This is a genomic window from Micromonospora sp. NBC_00617, from assembly GCF_045161355.1.
Lineage (GTDB): Bacteria > Actinomycetota > Actinomycetes > Mycobacteriales > Micromonosporaceae > Micromonospora.
In genome coordinates this window covers 1,252,806-1,274,950 of sequence record NZ_CP107751.1, presented here as the reverse complement: position 1 = coordinate 1,274,950, position 22,145 = coordinate 1,252,806, and the positions used below count along the sequence as shown (strand labels likewise).

Annotated in this window: 20 protein-coding genes; 11 read left to right on the top strand and 9 right to left on the bottom strand. The window is 70.7% G+C overall.

All coding sequences use genetic code 11. The annotated features are described in order from the left end of the window. The first annotated feature begins 211 nt into the window (after positions 1-211). Both OG505_RS05785 and OG505_RS05780 read left to right on the top strand, forming a co-directional pair. On the top strand, positions 212-721 hold the full coding sequence (locus tag OG505_RS05785) for a hypothetical protein (RefSeq protein WP_405431534.1): 510 nt from the start codon (positions 212-214) through the stop codon (positions 719-721). Continuing rightward, complete coding sequence (locus tag OG505_RS05780; protein ID WP_405431533.1) at positions 718-873, top strand: hypothetical protein; 156 nt, start codon at positions 718-720, stop codon at positions 871-873. Before OG505_RS05785 ends, OG505_RS05780 begins: the two co-directional genes overlap by 4 nt. A 70-nt stretch (positions 874-943) precedes the next feature. On the opposite strand, the gene OG505_RS05775 is transcribed toward OG505_RS05780, so the two are convergent. Beyond that, the gene (locus tag OG505_RS05775; RefSeq protein WP_405431532.1) at positions 944-1,123 is read right to left on the bottom strand and encodes a thiazolylpeptide-type bacteriocin; all 180 of its coding nucleotides are present in this window, start codon (positions 1,121-1,123) and stop codon (positions 944-946) included. A 235-nt stretch (positions 1,124-1,358) separates the two neighbouring features. Next, the gene (locus tag OG505_RS05770; RefSeq protein WP_405431530.1) at positions 1,359-2,864 is read right to left on the bottom strand and encodes a SagB family peptide dehydrogenase; all 1,506 of its coding nucleotides are present in this window, start codon (positions 2,862-2,864) and stop codon (positions 1,359-1,361) included. A 301-nt stretch (positions 2,865-3,165) separates the two neighbouring features. Here OG505_RS05770 and OG505_RS05765 point away from each other — a divergent pair, with 301 nt between their 5' ends. Both OG505_RS05765 and OG505_RS05760 read left to right on the top strand, forming a co-directional pair. Further along, on the top strand, positions 3,166-4,686 hold the full coding sequence (locus OG505_RS05765; protein ID WP_405431528.1) for a class I adenylate-forming enzyme family protein: 1,521 nt from the start codon (positions 3,166-3,168) through the stop codon (positions 4,684-4,686). Between the two features lie 122 nt (positions 4,687-4,808). Next, the gene (locus OG505_RS05760) at positions 4,809-5,417 is read left to right on the top strand and encodes a DNA-binding response regulator (RefSeq protein ID WP_405431526.1); all 609 of its coding nucleotides are present in this window, start codon (positions 4,809-4,811) and stop codon (positions 5,415-5,417) included. 58 nt (positions 5,418-5,475) lie between these two features. Here OG505_RS05760 and OG505_RS05755 read toward each other — a convergent pair whose 3' ends face one another. The 4 genes from OG505_RS05755 to OG505_RS05740 form a co-directional block, all read right to left on the bottom strand. Continuing rightward, positions 5,476-6,669: a sensor histidine kinase gene (locus tag OG505_RS05755; RefSeq protein ID WP_405431525.1), complete on the bottom strand. Its 1,194-nt coding sequence runs from the start codon at positions 6,667-6,669 to the stop codon at positions 5,476-5,478. A gap of 122 nt (positions 6,670-6,791) precedes the next feature. Beyond that, on the bottom strand, positions 6,792-7,490 hold the full coding sequence (locus tag OG505_RS05750; protein WP_405431523.1) for a hypothetical protein: 699 nt from the start codon (positions 7,488-7,490) through the stop codon (positions 6,792-6,794). 36 nt (positions 7,491-7,526) lie between these two features. Beyond that, positions 7,527-9,785, bottom strand: coding sequence for a TOMM precursor leader peptide-binding protein (locus OG505_RS05745; protein ID WP_405431522.1), 2,259 nt, complete (start codon positions 9,783-9,785; stop codon positions 7,527-7,529). Position 9,786: 1 nt separating this feature from the next. Further along, positions 9,787-9,978 carry a hypothetical protein gene (locus OG505_RS05740; protein WP_405431521.1) on the bottom strand — a complete coding sequence of 64 codons (192 nt, stop codon included), beginning with the start codon at positions 9,976-9,978 and terminating at the stop codon, positions 9,787-9,789. 287 nt (positions 9,979-10,265) lie between these two features. On the opposite strand from OG505_RS05740, the gene OG505_RS05735 reads away from it, so the two are divergent. The 3 genes from OG505_RS05735 to OG505_RS05725 all read left to right on the top strand — a co-directional run bounded on the left by OG505_RS05735 (position 10,266) and on the right by OG505_RS05725 (position 12,785). Continuing rightward, positions 10,266-10,871, top strand: coding sequence for a response regulator transcription factor (locus OG505_RS05735; RefSeq protein ID WP_405431519.1), 606 nt, complete (start codon positions 10,266-10,268; stop codon positions 10,869-10,871). A gap of 133 nt (positions 10,872-11,004) precedes the next feature. Then, a complete protein-coding gene (locus tag OG505_RS05730) occupies positions 11,005-11,967 on the top strand; it encodes an ABC transporter ATP-binding protein (RefSeq protein WP_405431518.1) in 963 nt (320 codons plus the stop codon). Beyond that, entirely contained in the window at positions 11,964-12,785 is an 822-nt protein-coding gene (locus OG505_RS05725) for an ABC transporter permease (protein ID WP_405431516.1), read from the top strand. Before OG505_RS05730 ends, OG505_RS05725 begins: the two co-directional genes overlap by 4 nt. A 444-nt stretch (positions 12,786-13,229) precedes the next feature. On the opposite strand, the gene OG505_RS05720 is transcribed toward OG505_RS05725, so the two are convergent. Beyond that, a complete protein-coding gene (locus OG505_RS05720) occupies positions 13,230-14,351 on the bottom strand; it encodes a hypothetical protein (protein ID WP_405431514.1) in 1,122 nt (373 codons plus the stop codon). Positions 14,352-14,690: 339 nt separating this feature from the next. Here OG505_RS05720 and OG505_RS05715 point away from each other — a divergent pair, with 339 nt between their 5' ends. From OG505_RS05715 to OG505_RS05705, 3 genes are all read left to right on the top strand, one after another. Beyond that, positions 14,691-16,151: a multicopper oxidase family protein gene (locus tag OG505_RS05715; protein WP_405431512.1), complete on the top strand. Its 1,461-nt coding sequence runs from the start codon at positions 14,691-14,693 to the stop codon at positions 16,149-16,151. A gap of 72 nt (positions 16,152-16,223) precedes the next feature. Continuing rightward, entirely contained in the window at positions 16,224-17,063 is an 840-nt protein-coding gene (locus tag OG505_RS05710) for a 2-amino-3,7-dideoxy-D-threo-hept-6-ulosonate synthase (RefSeq protein ID WP_405431511.1), read from the top strand. Next, positions 17,035-18,144: a 3-dehydroquinate synthase II family protein gene (locus OG505_RS05705; protein ID WP_405431510.1), complete on the top strand. Its 1,110-nt coding sequence runs from the start codon at positions 17,035-17,037 to the stop codon at positions 18,142-18,144. Before OG505_RS05710 ends, OG505_RS05705 begins: the two co-directional genes overlap by 29 nt. 186 nt (positions 18,145-18,330) lie before the next feature. On the opposite strand, the gene OG505_RS05700 is transcribed toward OG505_RS05705, so the two are convergent. Beyond that, positions 18,331-19,104 carry a hypothetical protein gene (locus OG505_RS05700; protein ID WP_405431508.1) on the bottom strand — a complete coding sequence of 258 codons (774 nt, stop codon included), beginning with the start codon at positions 19,102-19,104 and terminating at the stop codon, positions 18,331-18,333. 199 nt (positions 19,105-19,303) lie between these two features. Then, positions 19,304-20,779, bottom strand: a complete 1,476-nt coding sequence (locus OG505_RS05695) for an endo-1,4-beta-xylanase (RefSeq protein WP_405431506.1) — start codon at positions 20,777-20,779, stop codon at positions 19,304-19,306. A 641-nt stretch (positions 20,780-21,420) separates the two neighbouring features. Here OG505_RS05695 and OG505_RS05690 point away from each other — a divergent pair. Further along, a complete protein-coding gene (locus OG505_RS05690) occupies positions 21,421-21,999 on the top strand; it encodes a hypothetical protein (protein ID WP_405431505.1) in 579 nt (192 codons plus the stop codon). Positions 22,000-22,145 lie beyond the last annotated feature (146 nt).

Genomic DNA, 22,145 nt, shown 5'->3' with positions numbered 1-22,145 from the left:
ACGAGCAGGAAATTCGCTGGTAATTCGATTCTCGACCCGCGCGGCGATTGCACAAGAATGTTGCTGACAACTGTCAGCAATCCGCTGACGGCTCGTCCCGGCGGGTGGTTTGCGCCTTTTGAACGACCTACGCTAGGGTCTACTCATGTCAGCTGACACCGGCGCACGTCAATTGGGCGGCGAGTCCGTGAATCGCCGAGGCCCGCTCGCCATGGGCGTCGTCACAATGATCGTCTACGGGTTGCTCTGGCTGATCGTGGGTGTGAGCGGCCTACCGGTGCCCACAGGCGTCCGGCTCGCCCTCGACCTGGCCGCCGTGGTCGTCGCGGGCGCCCTCCTGGTGGCCGGCCGGCGGCTGCGGGCGCGCGGTCCGTCCCGGGTCCGCCGCGTCCACCCGCATTCGATGCGCTGGTTCCACCTGATCAACCTGGCCCAGACCGTGTTGATTCTCGCCGCCGTCTTCGGGCTGCTCCGGGCTGGTTCACCAGGGCTGATCGTCGTGGCCGTCTGCCTGGTCGTCGGCCTGCACTTCCTGCCACTGGCCCGGATCTTCGACGTTCCCGGCTACCTGTGGACCGGCGCACTGCTGATCCTGGTGGCAGCAGTCGGCGCGACGGCGTACGGTTTTGACACGGGCAACGAGACCGTACGCGTGGTGGTCGGCCTGCCGGCTGCCGTCGCGCTCTGGTCAACCGCGCTGGACGTGTCCCGGCGCGGATGAACGAGGGCCAGGCGCACCGACGTCGGCTGCACTCGTCCAACTTCGACTTGGACGAGCACAGCCGACGTCAGCCGTGTCAGCAGGTGCTTGGCGAGCGGGTGGGTGAGGGAGACGGCGCCCCGGTGCGGTCGCTCGACGCGCCCGCCGGCTGACTCTCGCCGTCCTTCATCCACTGTGTTCCGTCGCCGGTCCGGCTGGTGTCGGTCCGACCGTGACTGTCGTTCAGCAGGTGCTGGACGAGCAGGTCGAGGAGGAGGACGAGGTGCCGATGCTGCCGCTCGACGCGCCCAGCTCCGGCAGGGCCACGCCCTGGGCGACCTCGAGGACCTCCAGGTCGGCGATCTCGAACGAGTCGAAGGTCTTGTCGTCCTGGGCGGTCGCGTTGGTCTCGTCGATGCTCATGTCATTTCTCCTTCTGCTGTGAAGGGCTTTTCTTCAACCCTTCCGGTGAAATCAATTCTGGCCTCGCCCACCGATCGTGTCCATGCTTTGTCAGCGCCTGCTGACACATATCACGGTGGCAATTACACACGCGCCACCCCGTTATCGCGATAGGGCCGCCCCGGGCGACGTGAAGGCCTCTCGGAAAAGGCCCGCACCAGGCCGGGACGGCCCCACGCAGCGCGGTTTCGGCAGGTCATCGGCGACCCAGCTCCTCGCCGGCCCGCAGCGCCCACTCCGCGCCGTTGAGCAGCTGCCAACCGTCCTCGGTGCGCCAAGTGCCCAGCTCACCCGCCGGCTGGCTGCCGAGCAGGAAGTCCCCCACCGACGTCTCGCGCAGCCAGTCCAACCGCAGCACCCGGGCGGCCAGGTCGGCGTCGCCGATCCCCAGCCCGCACGGCGCCAGCCCCATCGCCGTCGCCACGAGGTACATCGTCTGGTAGACCACCCCGCAGTGCCGCAGCGTCATCCCGTAGGCGATGCCCGCGTACTTCCAGGACAGCCGCTGGAAGCGGGAGGTCAGGGTGATCAGCACGTCACCGTCCGCCTCGCCGCCGGTGGCTCCCGCGGCGACGTCCAACATCGCCGCCTGGTCCGCCGGGTCGTCGTTGACCAGCACCAACCGGTGTGCCACGGAGTCGTAGAACCAGATGCCCGGGTCCAGGCCCGCGCAGCGGCGCACGGTCAGGTACAGCTCGATCTCGTACGCCGACCCGCCGGTCGGATAGGGCCGCCCCACGATCTCGTTGCCCGTCGGGTCACCCTCGGCACCGCGCAGCACCCGGACCCGACCCACCCGGTAGAGGAACTCGCCGAGCTGGCGCAGGGTGAGCGGCTCCGCCCCGTAGGAGCGGATGGACCTGCGGCCCTCCAGCGCCACTGTGAACGCCGGGTCCCGGGCCAGCACCTCGTCGAGGTCCGGCCGGTACAGCTCCACGGTGCGGCCCGCCGGCGGCTCCTTCACGGCCGGCAGCGGCGGGATCTCCCCCCGGTGCGGGTAGATCCCGCCGATCGGGTCGTCGTAGCGACCGGGGCGGGTGCGCGAGTGGAAGAGCAGGTCGTGAAAGGACCACTGCCGCAGTGTCACGTCCGTCTCGGACTCGAAGCCGCCGGCGCCGTCCGCCGCGTCGACGAGCCCCGCTCCGACGAGATGACCCAGGAGCGTGCCGACCGCCGCGACGTCGAGGTCGTCGCCGGCCAGCTCCATCGGGGTACGCGGGGTGCCCAGCTCGGCCACCAGCCGTCGGGCCGCCGGATGCACCAGGAGCACCCGGTGCCGGGCCAACGGCGACTCCAGCACGAGCGCGCTTTCCCGGGAACGGCAGAAGGCGAAGCGGGACAGCCGCACCCGGGTGGTCGGGGCCACTGCGGCAGCCGCGTACTCCGTTCCCGGCGCGGTCCGCTCCAGCCGCAGCATCTCGCGGTCACCCGCGACGACCCCCCGGGCGAGCAGGTGGGGCGCCCGGTCGAGAAACCCGCGCAGTTGGGCGGCCTCCCGCCCGGTCAAACCGCTGAGCAGGTCGGCGGGGTCGACCGGCCCGTCGGCGAGCCGGCGTAGCGCCGCGCCGAGCCCGCTGCCGACCTGCCGCATCGCGACCACACCGGCGGGGCTGGTGAGGACGACCCGGCCGGCTTCGAACTCCGCCCGGACGTCGTCGCGGAACCCGACGACCGTTCCGTCGGTGAGGGGTGTCGTCTGCATGGTGCACTCCGTATCCGTCGCGGGGCTGGGTCCTGGGTCTCGCCGCCACGGATTCCGGACCTCGCCGGACACGACGCAACGAGGCGCCGCCGCCACTGTCACCGCCCTCCCTGGCCGCTGTCATCGACGGATGACGCGCGCACCGCGCTCCGGTGACACAGGTCATGCGGGGTTCGTGACACCCGTACCGGCATCCGTGACGGACATCGTGGTGGTGCTGGCGAGGCGTTCGCCCGGGGCGGAGGCTGGCCGGGCCCCCTCCTGCTCGGCTGCGGGCGGAGGCCGCGGACGGGAGGTAACTGTGGAGACCGGCGAGGCGCACTACGTACGGCGGCTGCTGGACGCCCTGCAACGGCGGCCCGGACGGCCCGTCCTGCACCGACCGGAGGGCGCGACGACAGCCGGCGCGCTCGCCGCGGCGATCCTGTCGACAGCCATCGGGCTGACCCGCGCCGGCGTGGCCCGCGGGGAGACGGTGGCCGTGCTTACCGAGCCGAACGTGCCGGCCATGCTTGTCACCCGGTACGCCGCACACCTGCTCGGCGCCACAGTCACGCACGTGCGCTCGATGAACGCCCGCGCCGACGGCGAGCATCTGTCGACACTCGCCCGCCTGCGGGTGCTGCGCGCCACCGGCGCACGCACCCTCGTGGTGGACGCGGCGAACGCCGCGCGGGGTCGGGAGTTGGCCGCCACGGCGCCGTCGCTGACCGTACTGGCCGCCGACGAGCTGCGCCGGCACCTGTCGGGTCGCCTTCCGAGCGCCGCCTGGAACCCGACCGACATCGCTGTTGTCGACCTGACCAGCGGCAGCTCCGGTGACCCGAAGCTGGTGCAGCAACCGTTCGGCGCCCGCGACACCCGGATCCGGGTGTCCGCCGGCGACGGCTCGCCGGACTGGCCGGTGACCATGCTGTCCGTGACCCCGGTCAGCCACGCCACGTCGACAATGGTCGACGCGGTCCTGATCGGCGGGGGCGCAGTGGTGCTCCGCGACGGCTTCGGCCTGGACGAGGTGGTCGACGCCGTCGTCCGGCACCGGGTGACGGACGTCTACCTGGCGGTGCCGCACCTCTACCAACTGGTCGACCGCCCGGAGGCCGCCCGGCGGGCGCTGCCCTCGCTGCGCCAGGTGCTCTACAGCGGCACCTTCGCCGCTCCGACCCGGATCGCCCAGGCGGTGACGCTCTTCGGCGAACGGCTGACCCAGCTGTACGGCAGCACCGAGGCCGGCGGCATGTGCACCCTCACCCCGCTCGATCACGCCGAGCCGGAACTCCTGCCAAGCGTCGGCCGTCCCTTCTCCTGGGTGGATCTGGACATCCGGGAGGCCGACTGCCGTACCGCGACGCCTCGGGGAACCATCGGTGAGGTCTGGGTACGCGCGGCGACCACGATGGCCGGCTATCTCGGCGACCCGGCCCTGACCGCGCAGACGATGCACGGCGGCTGGTTACGCACCGGCGACCTGGCCCGCCTCGACCGCTACGGATACCTCCACCTCGTCGGGCGCATCGGCAGCGTGATCAAGGCGAACGGCTTGAAGATCCACCCGTCCACCGTGGAGCGGGTCCTCCTCGCCCATCCGGCGGTGGCCGACGCCGTCGTGTACGACAGACGCGACCCGCGCCACGGCGAGACCGCCCACGCCGCGGTGCAGCTGCGTCCGGGGGTCCGGTGTGGCGCCACCCAACTGCGCGACCACGTCGCAGCAGGTCTCTCGCCGGCGCACGTGCCGGCCGGCTTCTCGTTCCTGGACAAGCTGCCGCTTACCGTGTCGGGAAAACCCGACCGCGTCGCCCTCCGCGCCGCCGCTGACTGACAGCCCGTTCAGCCGGATTGGCACGTCCGGTTGGTCGCCGCGTGACGACGGTTGGCCGGAGAGTAGCGATGGTAGGACGAGTGGCCCCCTAACGCCGGCGCCGTTGATGCGAAGCTGGCCGGGTGACGATCAGGGTTCTGCTCGCCGAGGACATGAACATGGTCCGCGGCGCTCTCCTGGCACTCCTCGCCCTGGAGCCCGACATCGACGTCGTCGCCGAGGTGGCGTCCGGTGACGACATCCTGCCGGCGGCGCTGGCGCAACTGCCGGATGTCGCGGTGCTCGACATCGACCTACCGGGAATCAACGGGCTGACCGCGGCAGGCCTGCTGCGCGAGCAGTTGCCGAGCTGCCGCTGCCTGATGCTGACCAGCCTCGGCCGGCCGGGCAACCTGCGCCGGGCGATGGCGGCGCACGTCGCCGGCTTCATCCTCAAGGACGCCCCGCCGGAGATCCTGGCCGACGCCATCCGGGGGGTGGCGGCGGGCCGCCGGGTGGTCGACCCGCAGCTGGCGCTCGCCGCCTGGGACAGCGCCGAATGCCCGCTTACCACCCGCGAGGCCGAGGTGCTCCGGCTCACCGAGAAGGGCGCCGAGCCGACCGAGATCGCCACGCGGCTGTTCCTGTCCCCCGGGACCGTCCGCAACTACCTGACCACGGCGGTGACCAAGCTCAACGCCCGAAACCGGATCGACGCGATCCGGATCGCCCGCGACGCCGGCTGGCTCTGACCCCGGCCGCCCGACCCGGCCTGTCGACCCCGCCTCCCGGACCGGCCGCCCGGACCGGTCAGGACGCGAGCTGCGTGGGCGCCTCCACGGCGGCGGGCAGGCTGACCGGCAGCTCCGCCCGGAGCCGGAACCAACCGTCCGGCGAGCAGCTCGTGACCAGGCGGCCGCCGAGCGCCCCGGCCCGGTCGGAGAGGTTGCGCAGCCCGCTGCCCCCGTGCTCGGAGGGCTGGCCGAGCCCCTGGTCGGCGCCGTCGTTGGCGATGGTGAGCAGCACGCGCCCGCCCTGCTCGGTGACCAGCACCTCGCAGTTGCGCGCCCTGCTGTGCCGCAGCAGATTGGTGACCCCCTCGCGGAGCACCGTGGCGAGCACTGTGCTGACCGCCTGCGGCAGCTCGGGGTGGTCGATCTCCATCCGTACCCGGATGTCGGCGGCGACCAGCACCGACCGCGCCGCGCGGGCCTCGTCGCCCAGCGACATGTCGCGGTAGCCGCTGGCGAGCTGTCGGACGTCAGCCAGGGCCTGCCGCGAGATGCCCAGGATGTCGTCCAGTTCGGCTAGCGCACGGTCCGGGTTGCGGACCACCAGCCGCCGGGTCAACTCGCTCTTGAGGGTGACCGCGGAGAGGCTGTAGCCGAGCAGGTCGTGCAGGTCACGGGAGAAGCGGAGCCGTTCCCGGATCACCGCCAACCGGGCCAGTTCGGTGCGGGTCGCGTGCAGTTCGCGGACCAGGATGGACATCTGGGACAACCCGTAGACGATAAGGCCGGTCAGCACCGTGGACACCGTCGTGTACGCGACGAGCAGGACCTGTGTGGTCATCGCCGACTGGATCACCATGGTGCCGAACACCGTCGCCGCGAAGGCCACCACCGAACGAGGAGGTGCGAGCATCAGCAGGAAACTGCCCGCGACGAAGCCCGGCATCCCGACCCAGGACTGGCCGAAGACGAGAAACGGGAGAAAACCGAGCAGCGACTGGGCAACGAGCAGCCCCAGACGGGCCGGCCCGGCGAGCCGACGGGCCCGATCGGTCAGGAAGAACAGTTGCAGTGACAGGAGGCCGCTCATCGACACCAGGGCGAGCACCACAGCGCGGGGCTCGTGCACCGACTCGACGATATTGAGCAGCGCGACCAGGCTGAGCCCGGTGACGACTGTGGCGACCACGACCCGGGCCAGTCGCGACGCCGTCGGGCCGGTGCGAAGGTCGTCGTTGAGCGGTCTCGAATCGTCTGGTGGTGTCTGGTCCATGTGCACGCCCCCCGAGCGCCGATCTTCCCCGCGCGAGCCTGTGCGTTCGGACCCTCGCGGCGGCTCCGCGATGACGGCGGAGTTCGATGGTAAGGTCTGCGTCGCCCGCGCGGGGGGCAGCATCACTCGTGCGTCCGCCCCGCCGACCGCGCGTCCACACCTGTCGCCACCGCACGCTCGGTAGGCGTAACGGTGACCGCCACGCCAGTGGCGAGCAGATGTGCCACCGCCTCACCGACCAGCGCCGCCGGCAGTCCGGCGGCCGTCGTCAGCGCCGCCACGGTGCTCGGCGCGGCCAGCGCCTCGACAAGCGGGCCGCCGTTCGGACGGTGCAGGACGACCCGGTAGGCGCCGCCGGGAATCTCCAGCACCAGGCTGCCCGAGTCGCGGCGCGCCTGGACCGCCGGGGAGAGCCACACCTGACGGTCCGCGGGCTGCGGCGTCACCCGGAACACCGCCCTCGGGGTCAGCGGTACGGCCGAGAGCCACGGACCGAGCCCGTCGTCCAGGCCCACCGACCGGACCACCACGTGCTGAAGGCCGTCCAGCAGCGCGGACAGCCGGCGGCGCAGGTCCTCGACGCCGTCGTCGGCGACACCCCGGAGAACGTTCTCCAGGGATACCGGGCCGAAGCTCATCCGGCGCAGCGACTCCACAGTCGTCGGGTCCGGATCGGTCACCCGGATCTCACCCCACCGGGTCAGCAGCAGCACGCTGCCGTCCGGGGCGCCGGTCTCCACGAGCACGTCCTCCGGAAACGACCAGAGTGCGACCGTCCTGACCTGGTGGCCGGGTTGCCGCCACGACATGTGGCTGTTCACCTGGGCCCTCCTCACTCCGGCAACGCGCAGGATGGATCAGACGAAGATCGGGATCGGGTTCAGGTCCTCGTACCGGGTGGCGTGCTCGACCCGTCCGAGTTGGACGGGCAGGTCGTAGAGGCGCCCCGGTGCGAACCTGGCCCAGAAGTGCCGCAGTCCGGGTACGAGCACCTTCACCACCGGCAGGCCGATGTCCGGGCGCGTCTGGTCGAGCACCAGCAGCTCCAGGCCGCGCGCCGCCACCGCCCGCTGCACCGTACGGATGTCGTCGCGCAGGTCGGTGCCCGGGACGTAGCCGTAGTCGGCGGGTGTGCGGGCCGACACGTCGGCGTTCGGCCTCAACCAGGGTTGGTTGGCAACTGTCGCGCTGGCCCACCAACGGCGGGCCTCCGGGTCGTCGCAGGCGTAGCCACGCCCCTGGGCGTCCACCTCCACCACGGCGGGCAGCAGCTGGTTGACCTCCGTCAGTGCCCGGCGCAGCGCCACCGCCGGGTCGAGATGCGCGCCGAAGCCGAAGACGATGTCCTCCGCCGGCTTGTCCGTCCGACGGGACAGCGCCACGAACGTCGGCACACCCAGGTCGGCGGTCAGGTCCAGGGCCCACACCTCACGGTGCAGCCGGCGGTGCACCTGCCGCAGTTCGACAATCCACCCGTCGGCGAAGGCGTCCAGGTCCACGCCCGGCTGCCGGGTGCGGTTGTACCACCACAGCGCCACCGCGTCCCGCTCCACCAGCTCGAAGAAGCCCTGGCAGATCGCGTCCTCCAGGCTGGCGCCAGCGGCGTTGCCGTTCGAGTCGGCCCGCAGGCAACGCTGGCTGGCCTCCGCCGGGGTGCCGTAGTAGAGCAGGGCGGTGGGGAGCAGGCGCTGCCGCCCGGCGGTCAGCGACCACACAGGCGTCCAGTCCAGCTCCACCTGCTCGTCGAAGCGCGGACCGATGTACTGGAACGCCGAGTGCCGGGTGTTCCAGGCGGCACGGCCGGCGTACTGGCGATCGTCGAACAACTGCACCGAGTTGGGGTGGACGGCCTCGTCGCCCAGGTCGGCGAGGCGAGCCCGGATGCGCAACTCGTCGCCGTGGAAGGTGCCCGACTGGCGCTCCAGCGCCTCACAGAGCGCGCTCACCCGAGCCTGCTCGGCGGTGGCGCCCTTGCCACCGTGCTCGCTGCGCAGACCACGGCGCAGGTCGTCCAGGCCGCGCACGTCCAGGGCCAGGTTGGCGCCGGCACGGTAGGAGTGCAGGAACTCCGGCCCGTGTGTGTCCCGGCGGATCTCCCGAACCAGCCCGGTGACCGGGCTGACGAGGTGCTCGTACCGTTGCCACACCTGCTCCGCGGAGAGCGCCCGGTGCCCGCCGCCGTCGGTCGACGCCTTGGGCCGGCTGACCGTAGTGACCGGGCGGCGTGTGCGCTCGCGGACCAGCTGCGGGTCGCCGCAGGAGGGGCACTGCGGGCGGGCCCTCAGCTCATGATGCCGCCCCTGGAGGGTGAGGGTGTCCACAGTCCACACCGCCTGCTGGCCGGCGTAGCGGTGGCCGGCCAGCCACTTCGTCGCTTCGAGGGCGACGAGTTGGGCGGCGACGGCTGTCGACGACGGCACGGCGGCGACGGGACGGGGCACCGGCCCGTTCCGTCCCAGGACACGCTGCACGTACGCCTCAGCCCGCCGATGCAACCAGAGCCGGTGCGCAAGGCAGTGCCAGCAGGCCTGACCCGGTCGCAGCACCGGGCCGATCCAGAGCTGGGTGCCGACCGGGCGGGCCAGCAGCCAGGGCCGAGCGGTCTCGCGCTGCCGCCGGTTGACCGCGGCCAGCTCGGCGTCGAGGTAGTCGGCGCAGAGCACCACGTCCAGGTCGGCGGCACCCTCGCCGGTCGTCGGGGCGAGGCCGGCAGTGGCGCAGGCCTCGCGTACCGCGGTGTCGTCGACCCCGCCCACGGTCTGGATCCGGACAGTGGCACCGGTCAGGGCGGAGGTCGCGGCATCGCTGTCCAGCCCGGCCGACTCCCAGTACGCCACGGCCCGCCGGTCATGCTGTCCGGCACCTGTCGTACGGGCGACGAGCAGCCCGGCCTCGGCCAGGTCGCGGACCAGGCCCGCGCACTCCGCCGGGGCGTCCCGCAGGACTGTCGCCACGTCGCGGGTGCCGTCGAGCAGCGGGGTGAGGTGTTCCATCCGGGCCGCCTGGACGGCAGTCACACCGTGCTCCGAAAAGAGGTACGTCGCCTCGCCGGCGACAACCTCCGGGCGCAGGTGCCGCCGGAAGCCCACCAGCGACGGCTCCGCGACCCCTGTCATCTCAGGCGACCCGCTCGTCGTGGGCGGCGTCCGCCAGGCAGATCCAGGTGAAGGCGGCGGCCGCGGTGTCGGAGGTCGTCCACGTGTCGTGCTGGCTGATTCGCAGGCCGGAACCCGCACCGGCGGGGCCGCGGAAGACGTTGGCAGTGCTCGCCACACGGGAGTCGCGGTCGGGTGCGGTTGAGTGCGCCATGGTGATCCTCGTTCCAGGTGGGGCAGGGGATCAGGCTCGCCCTGCGATGGAAAAATGGTGTCGTCGCGGGGGGTGGCCCCGCCAGTGCCGACGTCACCGACCCGACGTGAAAAAAGCACATCGACGCGACATGAGAATTTCAGGTCCGCCGACTGTGCAAATCTCATGTTCGCCTCGGGATCGGCGCACTGTTCCGATCACGGCCGCGCCGCCATGCTTTTGGGCAACGTCGGAATGGCTCCGCAACACCGGCCAGCGACGAATCCTCTCACCAGCGGGGTGGCCCAATGAGCATTCGAATTGTCGTCTGCGACGACCACGCTCTGGTCCTGGACGCGTTCGCGGAGACTCTGCGGACGGTCCCGGGCTTCGAGATCGTCGGTCTCGTCAACGGCGGCCAGCACGTGGTCGCAACGGTCCGGCAGCTGCGTCCCTCCATCGTGATCCTGAGCATGGGGATGGCCGGCGCCGACTGCCTCCAGCTCGCCCGTCAGGTACGCGAGGCACTCCCCTCCTGCGGTGTCGCTCTGATCGCCGGCGCGCCCACCCGAGCCCTTGTGGATCGCGCGGTGGAGGCGGGCGTCCTCAGCGTGATCCCGAAACACGCGCGCCTGTCCCACCTGGTCGGCGCGGTCCGCGGCGTGGCTGCCGGTTGTCTCACCATCGACCCGGCCCTGATCGGGCCGCCCGGGGCGCGGGCGCAGGCCCTGTCCCACCGCGAGAGGGAGATTCTCAGCCTCACCGTCGGCGGCGCCTCGGTGAAGGAGATCGCGAAGGAGCTCTTCCTCTCCGCCGGGACAGTCCGCAACCTCTCCTCGTCGGCGATGCGCAAGCTCAAGGGGCGCAACCGCTTCGACGCCGCCCGCATCGCCTACGAGCAGGGCTGGCTCTGAAAACGGCGCTGTGACATCTGTCCCGGTCCGCGGTGATGTCGGTAAGCGACGCCGCTCTCCGGCCGCCGGACGCCCTAGCGTCCGGGAAGACCAATCGAAAGGGAAGAACCGTGACAGAACCAGAGCACCCCCGATGAGCGCGCTTGTCGTGGACGGACTGCGCAAGCGGTACCGCGACCACGAGGCCGTGGCCGGCATCGGCTTCACCGTCGAGCAGGGGGAGATCGTCGCCCTCCTCGGCCCGAACGGCGCCGGCAAGACCACCACACTGGAGATCCTGGAGGGCTTCCGCAGCCGCGACGCCGGCCGCGTGGAGGTGCTGGGGCGTGACCCGGGCGACCGGGCCGAGCGACGCTGGCTGCGGGAGCGGGTCGGCCTGGTGCTCCAGGACATCGCCGTGGAACCGCACCTGCGCGTGCGGGAGACGATCGCCCGCAGCGCCGGCTACTACCCGGCCCCCCGTGACGTGGACGAGGTAATCGAGCTCGTCGGACTCGGCGAGAAGCGCGACGCCAAGGTGAAGGACCTCTCCGGCGGGCAGAAGCGCCGGCTGGACCTCGCCCTCGGCGTGATTGGCGACCCGAAGCTGCTCTTCCTCGACGAGCCCACCACCGGCTTCGACCCGACCGCCCGCCGCGGCGCCTGGGAGGTCGTCCGCAGCCTGCGCGATCTCGGCACCACAGTCGTGCTGACCACCCACTACATGGACGAGGCGCAGGCGCTCGCCGACCAGATCGTGGTGCTCAACGCGGGCCGCGTGGTGGCACAGGGCACCCCGGAGACGATCGGCGGCCGAGACACCGCCCGGACCCGGATCCGCTTCGCCCGACCCGACGGCGTGGCACTTCAAGAGCTGCCCGTCGTCCCCAGCGAGATCGACGAGACGACCGTGACCCTGGAGGTGGACGACGCCACCGAGGTGTTGCACCGGCTGACCGGCTGGGCGCTGGCACGCGGGACGTCGCTGCACCAACTGGCGGTGGAGCAGCCCACCCTCGAGGACGTCTACCTGAGCCTGACCGGCGACGCCGCTGGCCGGCCCGAAGCCGCGCCCACGTCACGTCGGCCGCGCCGCAGGAACCGGAGGGCAGCATGACCACGTTGAATCCCGTCGCCGTCGGCGTCACCGACGAGACTTCCGACCACCCGCGCCGCCGCCGTGGCGACCTGGCCGTGCTGCTCCACCAGATTCGGTACGAGCAGCTGTCGTTCTGGCGCAACCCGCAGGCCATGATCTTCACGTTCGTCTTCCCGATCGCGTTCATCGCCATCATCGGTGCGGTGTTCGGTGGCGGGGAGGCCAGTGACTTCTTCTACGGCCGCACCGGCATGCAGTACTACACGGCGACGATCGCCGCCGTGTCGGTCCTCGGGGCCTGCTACGGCCAGCTCGCCATCGCGCTCGCCGCCCGACGGCAGACCGGCGTGCTCAAGCGCCTGCACGCCACCCCGCTGCCGGCCTGGATCTACTTCGCCGGGCTCCTCGCGCACTGCCTGATGGTCAGCGTCATCGACGTCATCCTGGTGGTGAGCGTGGGCGCGTTGTACGGCGCGCCGGTGCCCGCCGACTGGGCGTCGGTCGGTGTCACGCTGCTGCTGGGCTCGGTCTGTTACTGCGCCCTGGGTGCGGCGGTCGCCTCTCTGGTCAGCAACTCCGAGGCGGCGCCTGCGGTGGTGCAGTTCGTGCAGTTTCCGCTCGTCTTCATCTCCGGCAGCTATTTCCCCATCCACTCCGACACGTTGAACACCCTGGCTGGGCTGCTGCCCGTGAAGCCGTTCAACGACGCCCTGTTGTCGGCGTTCACCACCGGCGACGGCCTGCACTGGAAACAGCACGGTGTCCTGCTCGCCTGGGGTGTGCTGGGCACCCTGATCGCTGTCCGTCGGTTCCGCTGGGATCCGCGCCCGGAGTGATCCGCGGCCGTACCGGCCCGCCAGCACGGCGGCGTCCGGACGGTGAGTTCCGGCCCTGGTTCCGGAGCTCGCCGCCTGGACGTCGCCGTTTCCGCGTACGACTGCTGCGGCTGCTGGGGCTTCCTGGTCGGTGCAGGGGCGCGGCACGGCGTGGACGCGGGCGCCCGGTCAGCGGTGTGCACGCAGCTGGATCGCTCACTGTGGCACCACAGGCCCCCTCGGTGACCCTCCCGCGTCCGCCGGGGGCCGCACGGCCGCCTGGACGCACGGCATTCGGCACTGATGGATGGTGGGCGGGGTGGGGCCTCCCCGGTCCGCGTGCGGGCCGCGCCAGCCACAGTCGTGCGGCGTCCGGCACAGCGACTGCGCCCGACCCTCGGCCGAGGCCGTGGATCGGGCGCAGTGGATCGGGCGCTGTGGATCGGGCGCTGTGGACGCCGGGTGTCAGTGGGCGAAGGCGGTGAGGTTCCAGCGCTGGCTGCGCAGTCGCTCCTGCCAGGGCTCTCCCAGCACGTCATCGACGGTCTCCGCGATCGCGTGGCACATGTAGTAGCGCTGCAACGGGGACACGGTCAACAGCGGCAACTGCTGGTAGAACAGGTTCGTCAGCAGGCTGTACGAGGCGAAGAACGGCGACGGAGACTCGGTCACGCCCGACTCCCCCACCGCCCGGTGGAAGTCGCTGTCCGGTTCACCGGCAAGGCGCCGTCGCGGTCCACCGTCCGGGCCCACCGAGTCGACCAGGTCCGGGGTGAGCACCCCGTTCGCGGCCGCGTTGTCGAGTGCGCCGGCGCAGTAGCCGAGCGAAGCCCGCCAGCCCGATGCGGCTGGGGACGGCGCGTCGGCGAGCCGGTCGGCCACCACCTGCCGGATCTGGTCGGCATCCTTGGCGAGACGGTTGGCGAATGTGGTCCGGACCTTGCCGGCCGGCTTCGCCCAGGCCAGGAATGCCTCCGCGTGCCAGCGCAACGAGAGGGCCCCGTACGCGGTGCCGAGGGCGTGTGTGTCGGCGAGCGCGACGAACGCCTCGGCGAGGCGTACGGTCGCCCGTTCCGGGTGGGCCGACAGCTCGTCGACCAGGCGCATAAGCGGCCGGCCGAGCATGCTGCGGACCACGTCCTTGAGCTGGTTGAACGTCGGCGCGGGCTCCTCCATGCCGGCGGCCCAGAGGAACTCCACCAGGCCGTGCGTCCGCAGGGTGCCGTACGGGTGTGGCAACCCCTCCAGCCGGCCGAACTCCTCGGCCTGAGCCAGGTACACCTCCTCGGTGAGCGCGGTGGCGGGGTCCAGCGGCCCGGCGTCGAGCCGCGCGGCGATGGAGTGCCATGGCGGTGGCGGGCCGAAGGCGCGCCGCGCGATGATGTCCACGTGCGGGCCGTGCAGCCAGCCCCGCCTGAGATAGACGATGCGTCCACTGCCCTCGGCGAGGGTCCGCGCGACCGGCACGACGTGGTCGGCGAGCCATGGCAGGCTCACCGGCCCACGTGTGTACAGGCGCAGACCGGTCACGCCCGTGGTGTCCAGTTCCACTGTGTGCGGCGGCACGGCGTCAGCCAGCATCTTCATGACCTCCCATAGGCATCGGAAACCGTCCACTGGTGCCGGTTCGGATGAGCGGTTCCGCCGACTGCCGGCGGCCGTTCCGCTTCGGATCATCCGGGCCTGCGAGCGCTGCGGGATAGTGCTGGAAACGATCCGCTGACAAGTGTCACCCCGCTTTGTGCGCGGCCGTGAAAAACGCACATGACGGAACGTCAGCGGGACGATGACAAGTGTCCCCGACCGACCCACCGACACCTTACGGATGGCCTTTCGCGCCCCATCATCAAGGCGTGGCGCAATGGCCCGGACCGGGCCGCCGGACGCACCGGAATTCGCACCACCCCGTTTCAGGAAAGGACCACCGTGTCCACTCGTCGTCAGTTGCTGCGCCTCGGTGCGGCGTCGGGCATCCTCGGCGCGACCGGTGGCCTCGCCTGCCTCGCCGACCGCCTGGCCGACACGCCAGCCGTGGCTGCCACCGTCGCGCCGCCGGTCGCCGTCCCGGCGCCGTTCACCGTTGCGCTCACGGTGCCTCAGACACTGCGGCCGGTCCGTCGCACGGCCACCACCGACTACTACTCGGTCACCATGCACCGCCGCCGGTTGGAGATCCTGCCGGGCACCCGCACCGAGGTCTACACCTACAACGGTGAGCTGCCCGGCCCCACCATCCGGGCCCGCTCCGGTCGCCGCGTGGTGGTCCGGCAGCGCAACCGGCTCGACATGCCGACCGCAGTGCACCTGCACGGAGGGGCCACCACGCCGGGCGACGACGGTTCCGGCGGTGTGACGATCGCCCCCGGCGGGGAGCGCGTCTACACCTACCCCAACCACCAGCCGCACGCCACGTTGTGGATGCACGACCACACCCACCACATGGAGGCCGAGCACCTCTATCGCGGGCTGAGCAGCCTCTACCTGCTCACCGACGCCACCGAGGAGGCCCTGCCGCTGCCGCGCGGCTCCTTCGACGTCCCGCTGGTGTTGCGCGACGCCCACTTCGGCGCTGACGCGCAACTGGTCTGGACCATGGACGACGTCGAGAACCGGAACACCATTCTGGTCAACGGCCGGCCGACGCCCCGCTTCACAGTGCAGGCGCGGCGGTACCGGCTGCGCCTTGTCAACTCCAGCAACATGCGCATCTTCCTGCTGCGGCTCGCCGACAGCGGGATCTTCAACGTGATCGGCTCGGACGGCGGGCTGCTGGAGACGCCTGTCGACACGCCGTACCTGCTGCTGTCCCCGGGGGAGCGGTTGGAGGTGGTGGTCGACTTCGCCCGCTACGCGCCGGGCAGCTCGGTGGTGCTGGAGAACCTCATGGGCCCGGGGCCGACGGGCCAGGTAGGCCAGGTCATGCGCTTCGACGTCGTACCGGCGGCAGCGCCGGATCGCAGCGCGGTGCCGGCCCGGCTGCGCACGCTCCCGACGCTTCCCACCCCGACCGTACGGCGGCAGGTGGAGTTGCGGATGGACGAACCGGGGACGGGCCACCGGGCGTACATCGACGGAAAGGTCTTCGACCCGGCCCGGATCGACACCACAATCGCGTGGGGCACGACCGAGGAATGGACGGTGACGAATGCGAACACCACCATTCCCCACAACTTTCACATGCACCTGGTGCAGTTCCGGGTGCTCGATCGCGGGCCCAATCCGGCCGACCCCACCGAGTTCGGTCTGAAGGACACCGTGACCATCTTTCCCGGCCAGTCGGTGCGCCTACAGGCGACGTTCAACACCTGGCGTGGTGTCTACCCCTATCACTGCCACATGGTTGACCACAGCGGGATGGGCATGATGGCCCAATTCAGAGTCGTCTGATCCTGACCTGCTCGAAAGAGACTCCCGGCCCACCGGACCGGGCCGCACACCTTCGGGACAGGAAGGATGAGAATGCCACTACACAGCCACTCGGCACGGTCGTTGCGGCTACGCCGACTGCACCATCACAGCACCGCCGGTCTGGTCGTCGCGCCTGTCGACCACAGCATCGCAGACGGCCCGGTGGTGACGCCGAGCCAGCCCATCGACCGGCTCGTCGGCCAACTCGCCGGCGGCGGTGTCGACGCGGTCGTGGTGCACAAGGGCAGCATGCGACACATCAGCCCGGACCGGTTCGCCGACATGTCGCTCATCGTGCACCTCAACGCGAGCACCAGCCAGGCGGCCGACCCCGACGCCAAGTACGTCGTCACGGCGGTGGAGGAGGCGATCCGCCTCGGCGCCGACGGGGTCAGCGTGCACGTCAACCTCGGCTCCCGCCAGGAGCACCAGCAGATCCAGGACCTGGCCCGGATCGCCGACTCGTGCGACAGGTGGAACCTGCCGCTCATGGCGATGATGTACCCGCGTGGGCCACGAATCGACGATCCCCGTGATCCGGCCCTGCTCGCACACGCGGTCACCATCGCCGCCGACCTCGGCGCGGACCTGGTCAAGACCGTCTATCCCGGCTCGGTGGCGGGGATGCTCGACCTCACCAGCATCTGCCCGATCCCGGTCCTGGTCGCCGGAGGGCCGCGACGGGGCAGCGAGACCGAGCTGCTCCGCTTCGTCGCCGACGCGCTGGCCGGTGGGGCCGCCGGAGTGGCGATGGGTCGCAACCTCTTCCAGGCCCACGATCCGGAGCAGCTGGCGCGCAGGGTGGCGCGGCTGGTGCACCGCTACCCGATGGAACAGATCGACGACCTAGAGGGAGGACACCATGACGGGCAACAGACTGTGCTGGCTTGACATTCGGGCAGCCGGCGGGGCGACAGCAGCCATTCTCGAGGAGGCCGTACACCAGGGTCTGGACGCCGTGGTGGCGTCCGACCCGGCGGCCTTCGCGGGCCTGCCACCGACGCTGGGCAAGGTTCTGCTGGTGCGCGGCACCGAGTTGCCGGACGACCTCGGGGAGGCGGACACGGTGGTGCTGCCCGGCCCGCGCGCGGAGCGGGCTGCGCAACGGAAGGCGCATCCCGGCGTCCGCTTCGGTCGGTACGTCGAGATCGTCGACGCGCCGACCCTCGACGAGGCGTGTACGGCGGCCCGCGACGAGCAGCTCGCGGTCCTGGACTTCCGCGACCCCACCAAGATCCCGCTGGAGATCGTGCTCGCCGCGGCTGCCGAGTCCGAGGGGACGATCGTCACTGTTGCCCACGACGTGCCCGAGGCCGAGATTCTCTTCGGGGTGCTGGAGGTCGGTTCCGACGGGGTGCTGATGGCCGCCCGGTCGGTGGGGGACGCCACCGCCCTGCGCCGCGCGGCGACCGGCCAGCACGGTGAGATCCCGCTGGTGGAGCTGGAGGTCACCCAGACGCGGCACGTGGGCATGGGCGAACGCGCCTGCGTGGACACCTGCACGTACTTCGGGCAGGACGAGGGGATCCTTGTGGGTTCCCACTCCAAGGGAATGGTGCTCTGCGTCAGCGAGACGCACCCCCTGCCGTACATGCCGACCCGGCCGTTCCGGGTGAACGCCGGCGCCATCCACTCGTACACCGTCGCGGCGGACGGACGGACGCACTACCTGAGCGAGCTGGAGGCGGGCAGCAAGGTGCTCGCTGTGACCACCAAGGGTCAGACCCGGCTGGTCACTGTCGGCCGAGTGAAGATCGAGACTCGGCCGCTGATCTCCATCGACGCGGTCGCGCCGAACGGGCAGACGGTCAACCTGATCCTTCAGGACGACTGGCACGTGCGGGTGCTCGGGCCCGACGCGGTGGTGCTCAACTCGACCGAACTGCAGCCCGGGGACCGGATACTGGGCCACCTGCCCACCGCCGATCGGCACGTCGGCTACCCCATTGAGGAGTTCTGCCGCGAACAGTGAGTGACTGTCGCGCGCAGAGGTACGCCCCGCAGGGCTTCACTGACTGCGGGGCGTACCTCTGCGCGACGACCCGGGCAGGTCTCACCGCCACGGGCAGCGGGATGCACCGCCGCGCGACGTCGGCGCGCAGACGGCGTCAGGACGCGGCGACCTACCAGAGCGAGGAGCCGCAGGGTGCCTACCAGGTCAACAGCCGAGCCGTCTGCTCGACAGGGCGATATCGTCGACCCAGAGGTCGAACTCGCCAGGTGTCGTGCCGCCCTGGTAGAGCTGCCAGCCGATCTTCACGGTGTCGACAGTCGGCAGGACGAAGGGAACGTCGTTGCCGCCGTGGTCGCTCGTGGAGGCGGTCAGCTCCGGATTCGCCACGCCGTCGATCCACACCGCGACGCGGTTGTCCGCCGCGTCCATCTTCCACTCGACGCACTGCCAGGTGTCCTCGACGACCGGTGCGGACTCCCGCCAGTTGGTCCAGTCGCCGGTCGGACCGCCGTCGGCGCCGACCCCCCAGAAGGTTCCGGGGACCGTGGGCGCGTACTGGCCGCCTACCGGACGGACGACCTCCCCACTGCCGGCGCCTGTCGCTTCCACAAGTGTGAAGTGCGCCCAGTCCGGGGCGGTGGGGAAGGCATCGACGCGCAGGCGCATCCGGCCGTAGAAGCGATTGCCCGGCGCGGCGAAGTCGTCGACGCGCAGGAAGGCGCGTCCGTTGTCAACGGTGTGGATGTGCAGCACCTGGTTACCGCGACGGGCACGTTCGACGGTGAGCGTGCCGTGGCGGGTGTCGACACCCCAGTTCACCGTGCTGGGCCCTCCGGGAGGCAGTCGCTCGAAGTCCTCACAGAAGAGCAGGCCGCGGGGGCACGAGGACTGAGGGCCGCCCGACGCGCCGGCTGGAACGCCGCCGGCTGCGGCGCCGAGGATCAGGGCGGTGCTGAACACCGCGAGAAGATTGCGCATGGTCATCCTCCATGACGGCTGGTCCCCCGCCACACGGGCCGGACCAGCAGGAACATTCGGCATGGCTTCGGTCGGCCGGCAACCGGCCGACCGAAGCACAGCGGGTTCGACCTACCACTGCCGCACACCCGGGCCCGGAGCCGGGTGGCTCCGGGCCCGGGTCAGCGTGCTGAGGCGGCGCGCTGGTGCGTGTCGCCGGTCAGGGGCTGGTGCAGGAGAGGCTGCCGGGCGCGGCGTTGCTGCTGCCGTTGACCAGGAAGCCGAAGGTGGTTGAGGCGTTCGCGCCGAGGGACCCGTTGTAGTCGGCGTTACGGACGCTGACCGTCCCGCTGGTGCCGGTGTTGATGCCGTTCCAGACGTTGGCGATGCTCTGCCCACTGGCCAGCGTCAGCCGTACGGTCCAGCCGCTGAGGGCGGCGGACCCGTTGTTGGCCACGGTGACCTCGCCCTGGAAGCCGCCGCTCCAACTGTTGACCATGCGGTACGTCGCGGTACAGGCACCCGGCGGCGGCGTGGTCGGCGGAGCCGTCGTTGGCGGAGCCGTGGTCGGCGGAGCCGTGGTCGGCGGAGCAGTCGTCGGCGGAGCAGTCGTCGGTGGGGTCGTGGTCGGCGGCGTGCCCGGCACTGTGGTGGAGGCGGCGTTGAGAGCGTTCAGGACGGCGGTGTACGCCGCCTTCGGGTTGCTGTTGCGGTCGAACAGCAGCGGGTTCTCGCTGCCGCGCCAGGAGTCGCTGTCCCGGATGCCCCACGTCGTGATCCCGACGCAGCGGGGGACGTTCATGCAGGCCTGAGTCAGGCCCTGGTACTGGCTGGTCGAGGCGTTGGTGACGTCGGCCTCGGTCAACGCCACGTCAACCCCGAGGGCCGCGAAGCTGGACAGCGTCTGCTGGAAGTTGCCCGGCAGCGAACTGCCACCGGTGAAGTGGGTCTGGAGACCGACGCAGTCGACCGGGACGCCCCGGGACTTGAAGTCCCTGATCATGTTGTAGACGCCCTGCGTCTTGGCGTACGTCCAGTTCTCGATGTTGTAGTCGTTGTAGCACAGCTTCACGCTCGGGTCCGCGGCGCGCGCGGTCCGGAACGCCACCTCGATCCAGTCGTTCCCGGTGGACTGCAGGTTCGACGACCGCCGGCTGCCGTTCTCGGCGAAGGCCTCGTTCACCACGTCCCAGTAGGCGAGCTTGCCCTTGTAGTGGGCCATCACGCCGTTGATATGGCTGATCATCGCGGACCGCAGGGCGCTGCCGCTGAGGCTGCCCCAGAATCTCGGCTGCTGGGCGTGCCAGGCCAGGGTGTGACCACGGACCCGCATGCCGTGCTGGGTGGCCCAGTTGTAGATCGCGTCACCGTTACGGAAGTCGAACTGACCCTGGTTGGGCTCGGTGGCGTCGGGCTTCATCTCGTTGACGGCCGTCATCATGTCGAACTCGCGGTCCGCGATGGTCAGGAAGCCCGAGTCGTTGAGACGGTCGGCCCCCATGGCGGCACCGAAGTACCGGCCGCTGCGCTCGGCGGCGGCCTGCAGTGTGGTCCCGGGCGGGCCGCTGAGATCGGCGCGGGCGAAGGTCGCCACGGCCATCGAGGACACGATGACCGCCAGGGAGCAGGCCCCGCCCAGAAGCAGCCTGGCGGCGCCTCTGGTTCGGTGTCTGGGTCGAGCGGGTACGTCGTTCATCTGCGTTTTCTCCTCGGTGTGACCACCGGCCGCTGCCCGGTCCGCCCGGTGGATGAAGCGCACCGGCGTCGTACGCCCGTGCGGTGTGACCCTGCCCTGCCGCGATGTTATATCGAATCAATTCGATCTGCGCGTCCGGCGGTCGATAGTGTTGACGCATCGTCCGGCGAGCGACGAGCGGGACACCGACGGCGACGTGACGGGATCGCTGCGGTAATGGCGATGCGGCGGAATCTGCTGGTGCCCCCGCACTCGCCAGGATGGCCACGTCACTGAGCATCGACGGGCTGCGCTTCCCCGGCCCGCCCGGGCCGAATCCACACTGACGCTCGCCAATGTTGCCAGAGTGGACGCAGACGTGCTGGAATGGCTCATATCGCCGCAGCACGGGGGCAACCGCGCTGAGAACGGCCAGTACGGGAGCATCGTAGGGGCGGCAGCGCGTCTCTGTGACGGACGCTCGCATGCCCCATCGCCGGGCCATCGCCAGGACGGCGGGCACTCTGCCGGGTAGGCATTTCCCCGCCACACGTATCCCCGGCACGCGACCCCGATGGCCGACGCGCTCGACGGCTGAGATGCCGGAGCGTCCGATTCGGCCTGCCAACGCACCAGAACCGGCGACGAGGTGAGAAGCGATCATGGATTCCCGAGAGAGTTTCGCGGAGCGGTACGGCCGCCGCCCGCTCTGGGCGGCGGCGGTCCTGCTGGCGGTGTTGGTCGGCGCGGTCGTACTGGTCACTCGGGCCGGCCCGGAGGCGGAGCCGGCGGATCTGCAAGCGCAGATCGTGGCCCGGATGCGGACCACGCTCGAACAGGCGGACCCGGGGCAGCACAACCACGCCGGACACAGCGCCCAGCAGGGGGACGCCGCGGAGAAGCCGCCTATCATCTGCGGGGTTCGCGTCTACGGCTTCGAACCGGCCGAAGCCACCGCTCTCGCCGACGTCCAGAAGGTCTACGGCTTTCACCTCTGTGGAGTCGCCGAGCAGAAGCGCCCCTGGGACGTGGCGGTCAAGCTGGCCGGCCCTCTGATCATGGACATGTCCACCGACCCTCCGGGCATCCAGGTCGTCGAGGCGACAGCCGACGTCAGGTTCGTCGACCGACTGCGGGAGATGTTCCCGGCCAAGTACGCGACGTTGGCACAGGAGGAGGCGCTGACCCCCGCGGAGATGGCCGACCAGCGGCGCCGGTACGACGCCGCAGCCGGGCTCTGACCACGGCGGACGGCCGAGCAGGGTCCGTGGACCCGTCATCGATCCGGCGATCTCGGACAGCTTGCTTCACATCCCCCTATAGATAGATCAGCATTGATATTTGAGTTAATAGATGCAACAGTGGCTTTGGGAGCGTTCCCATGCTG

What these genes read in the sequence shown, in the direction of transcription:
- OG505_RS05785 (WP_405431534.1), top strand. Translation starts at nt 212, where the DNA reads ATGGGCGTCGTCACAATGATCGTCTACGGGTTGCTCTGGCTGATCGTG.
- OG505_RS05780 (WP_405431533.1), top strand. Translation starts at nt 718, where the DNA reads ATGAACGAGGGCCAGGCGCACCGACGTCGGCTGCACTCGTCCAACTTC.
- OG505_RS05775 (WP_405431532.1), bottom strand. Translation starts at nt 1,123, where the DNA reads ATGAGCATCGACGAGACCAACGCGACCGCCCAGGACGACAAGACCTTC.
- OG505_RS05770 (WP_405431530.1), bottom strand. Translation starts at nt 2,864, where the DNA reads ATGCAGACGACACCCCTCACCGACGGAACGGTCGTCGGGTTCCGCGAC.
- OG505_RS05755 (WP_405431525.1), bottom strand. Translation starts at nt 6,669, where the DNA reads ATGGACCAGACACCACCAGACGATTCGAGACCGCTCAACGACGACCTT.
- OG505_RS05745 (WP_405431522.1), bottom strand. Translation starts at nt 9,785, where the DNA reads ATGACAGGGGTCGCGGAGCCGTCGCTGGTGGGCTTCCGGCGGCACCTG.
- OG505_RS05740 (WP_405431521.1), bottom strand. Translation starts at nt 9,978, where the DNA reads ATGGCGCACTCAACCGCACCCGACCGCGACTCCCGTGTGGCGAGCACT.
- OG505_RS05735 (WP_405431519.1), top strand. Translation starts at nt 10,266, where the DNA reads ATGAGCATTCGAATTGTCGTCTGCGACGACCACGCTCTGGTCCTGGAC.
- OG505_RS05730 (WP_405431518.1), top strand. Translation starts at nt 11,005, where the DNA reads ATGAGCGCGCTTGTCGTGGACGGACTGCGCAAGCGGTACCGCGACCAC.
- OG505_RS05725 (WP_405431516.1), top strand. Translation starts at nt 11,964, where the DNA reads ATGACCACGTTGAATCCCGTCGCCGTCGGCGTCACCGACGAGACTTCC.
- OG505_RS05720 (WP_405431514.1), bottom strand. Translation starts at nt 14,351, where the DNA reads ATGAAGATGCTGGCTGACGCCGTGCCGCCGCACACAGTGGAACTGGAC.
- OG505_RS05710 (WP_405431511.1), top strand. Translation starts at nt 16,224, where the DNA reads ATGCCACTACACAGCCACTCGGCACGGTCGTTGCGGCTACGCCGACTG.
- OG505_RS05705 (WP_405431510.1), top strand. Translation starts at nt 17,035, where the DNA reads ATGACGGGCAACAGACTGTGCTGGCTTGACATTCGGGCAGCCGGCGGG.
- OG505_RS05700 (WP_405431508.1), bottom strand. Translation starts at nt 19,104, where the DNA reads ATGCGCAATCTTCTCGCGGTGTTCAGCACCGCCCTGATCCTCGGCGCC.
- OG505_RS05695 (WP_405431506.1), bottom strand. Translation starts at nt 20,779, where the DNA reads ATGAACGACGTACCCGCTCGACCCAGACACCGAACCAGAGGCGCCGCC.
- OG505_RS05690 (WP_405431505.1), top strand. Translation starts at nt 21,421, where the DNA reads ATGGATTCCCGAGAGAGTTTCGCGGAGCGGTACGGCCGCCGCCCGCTC.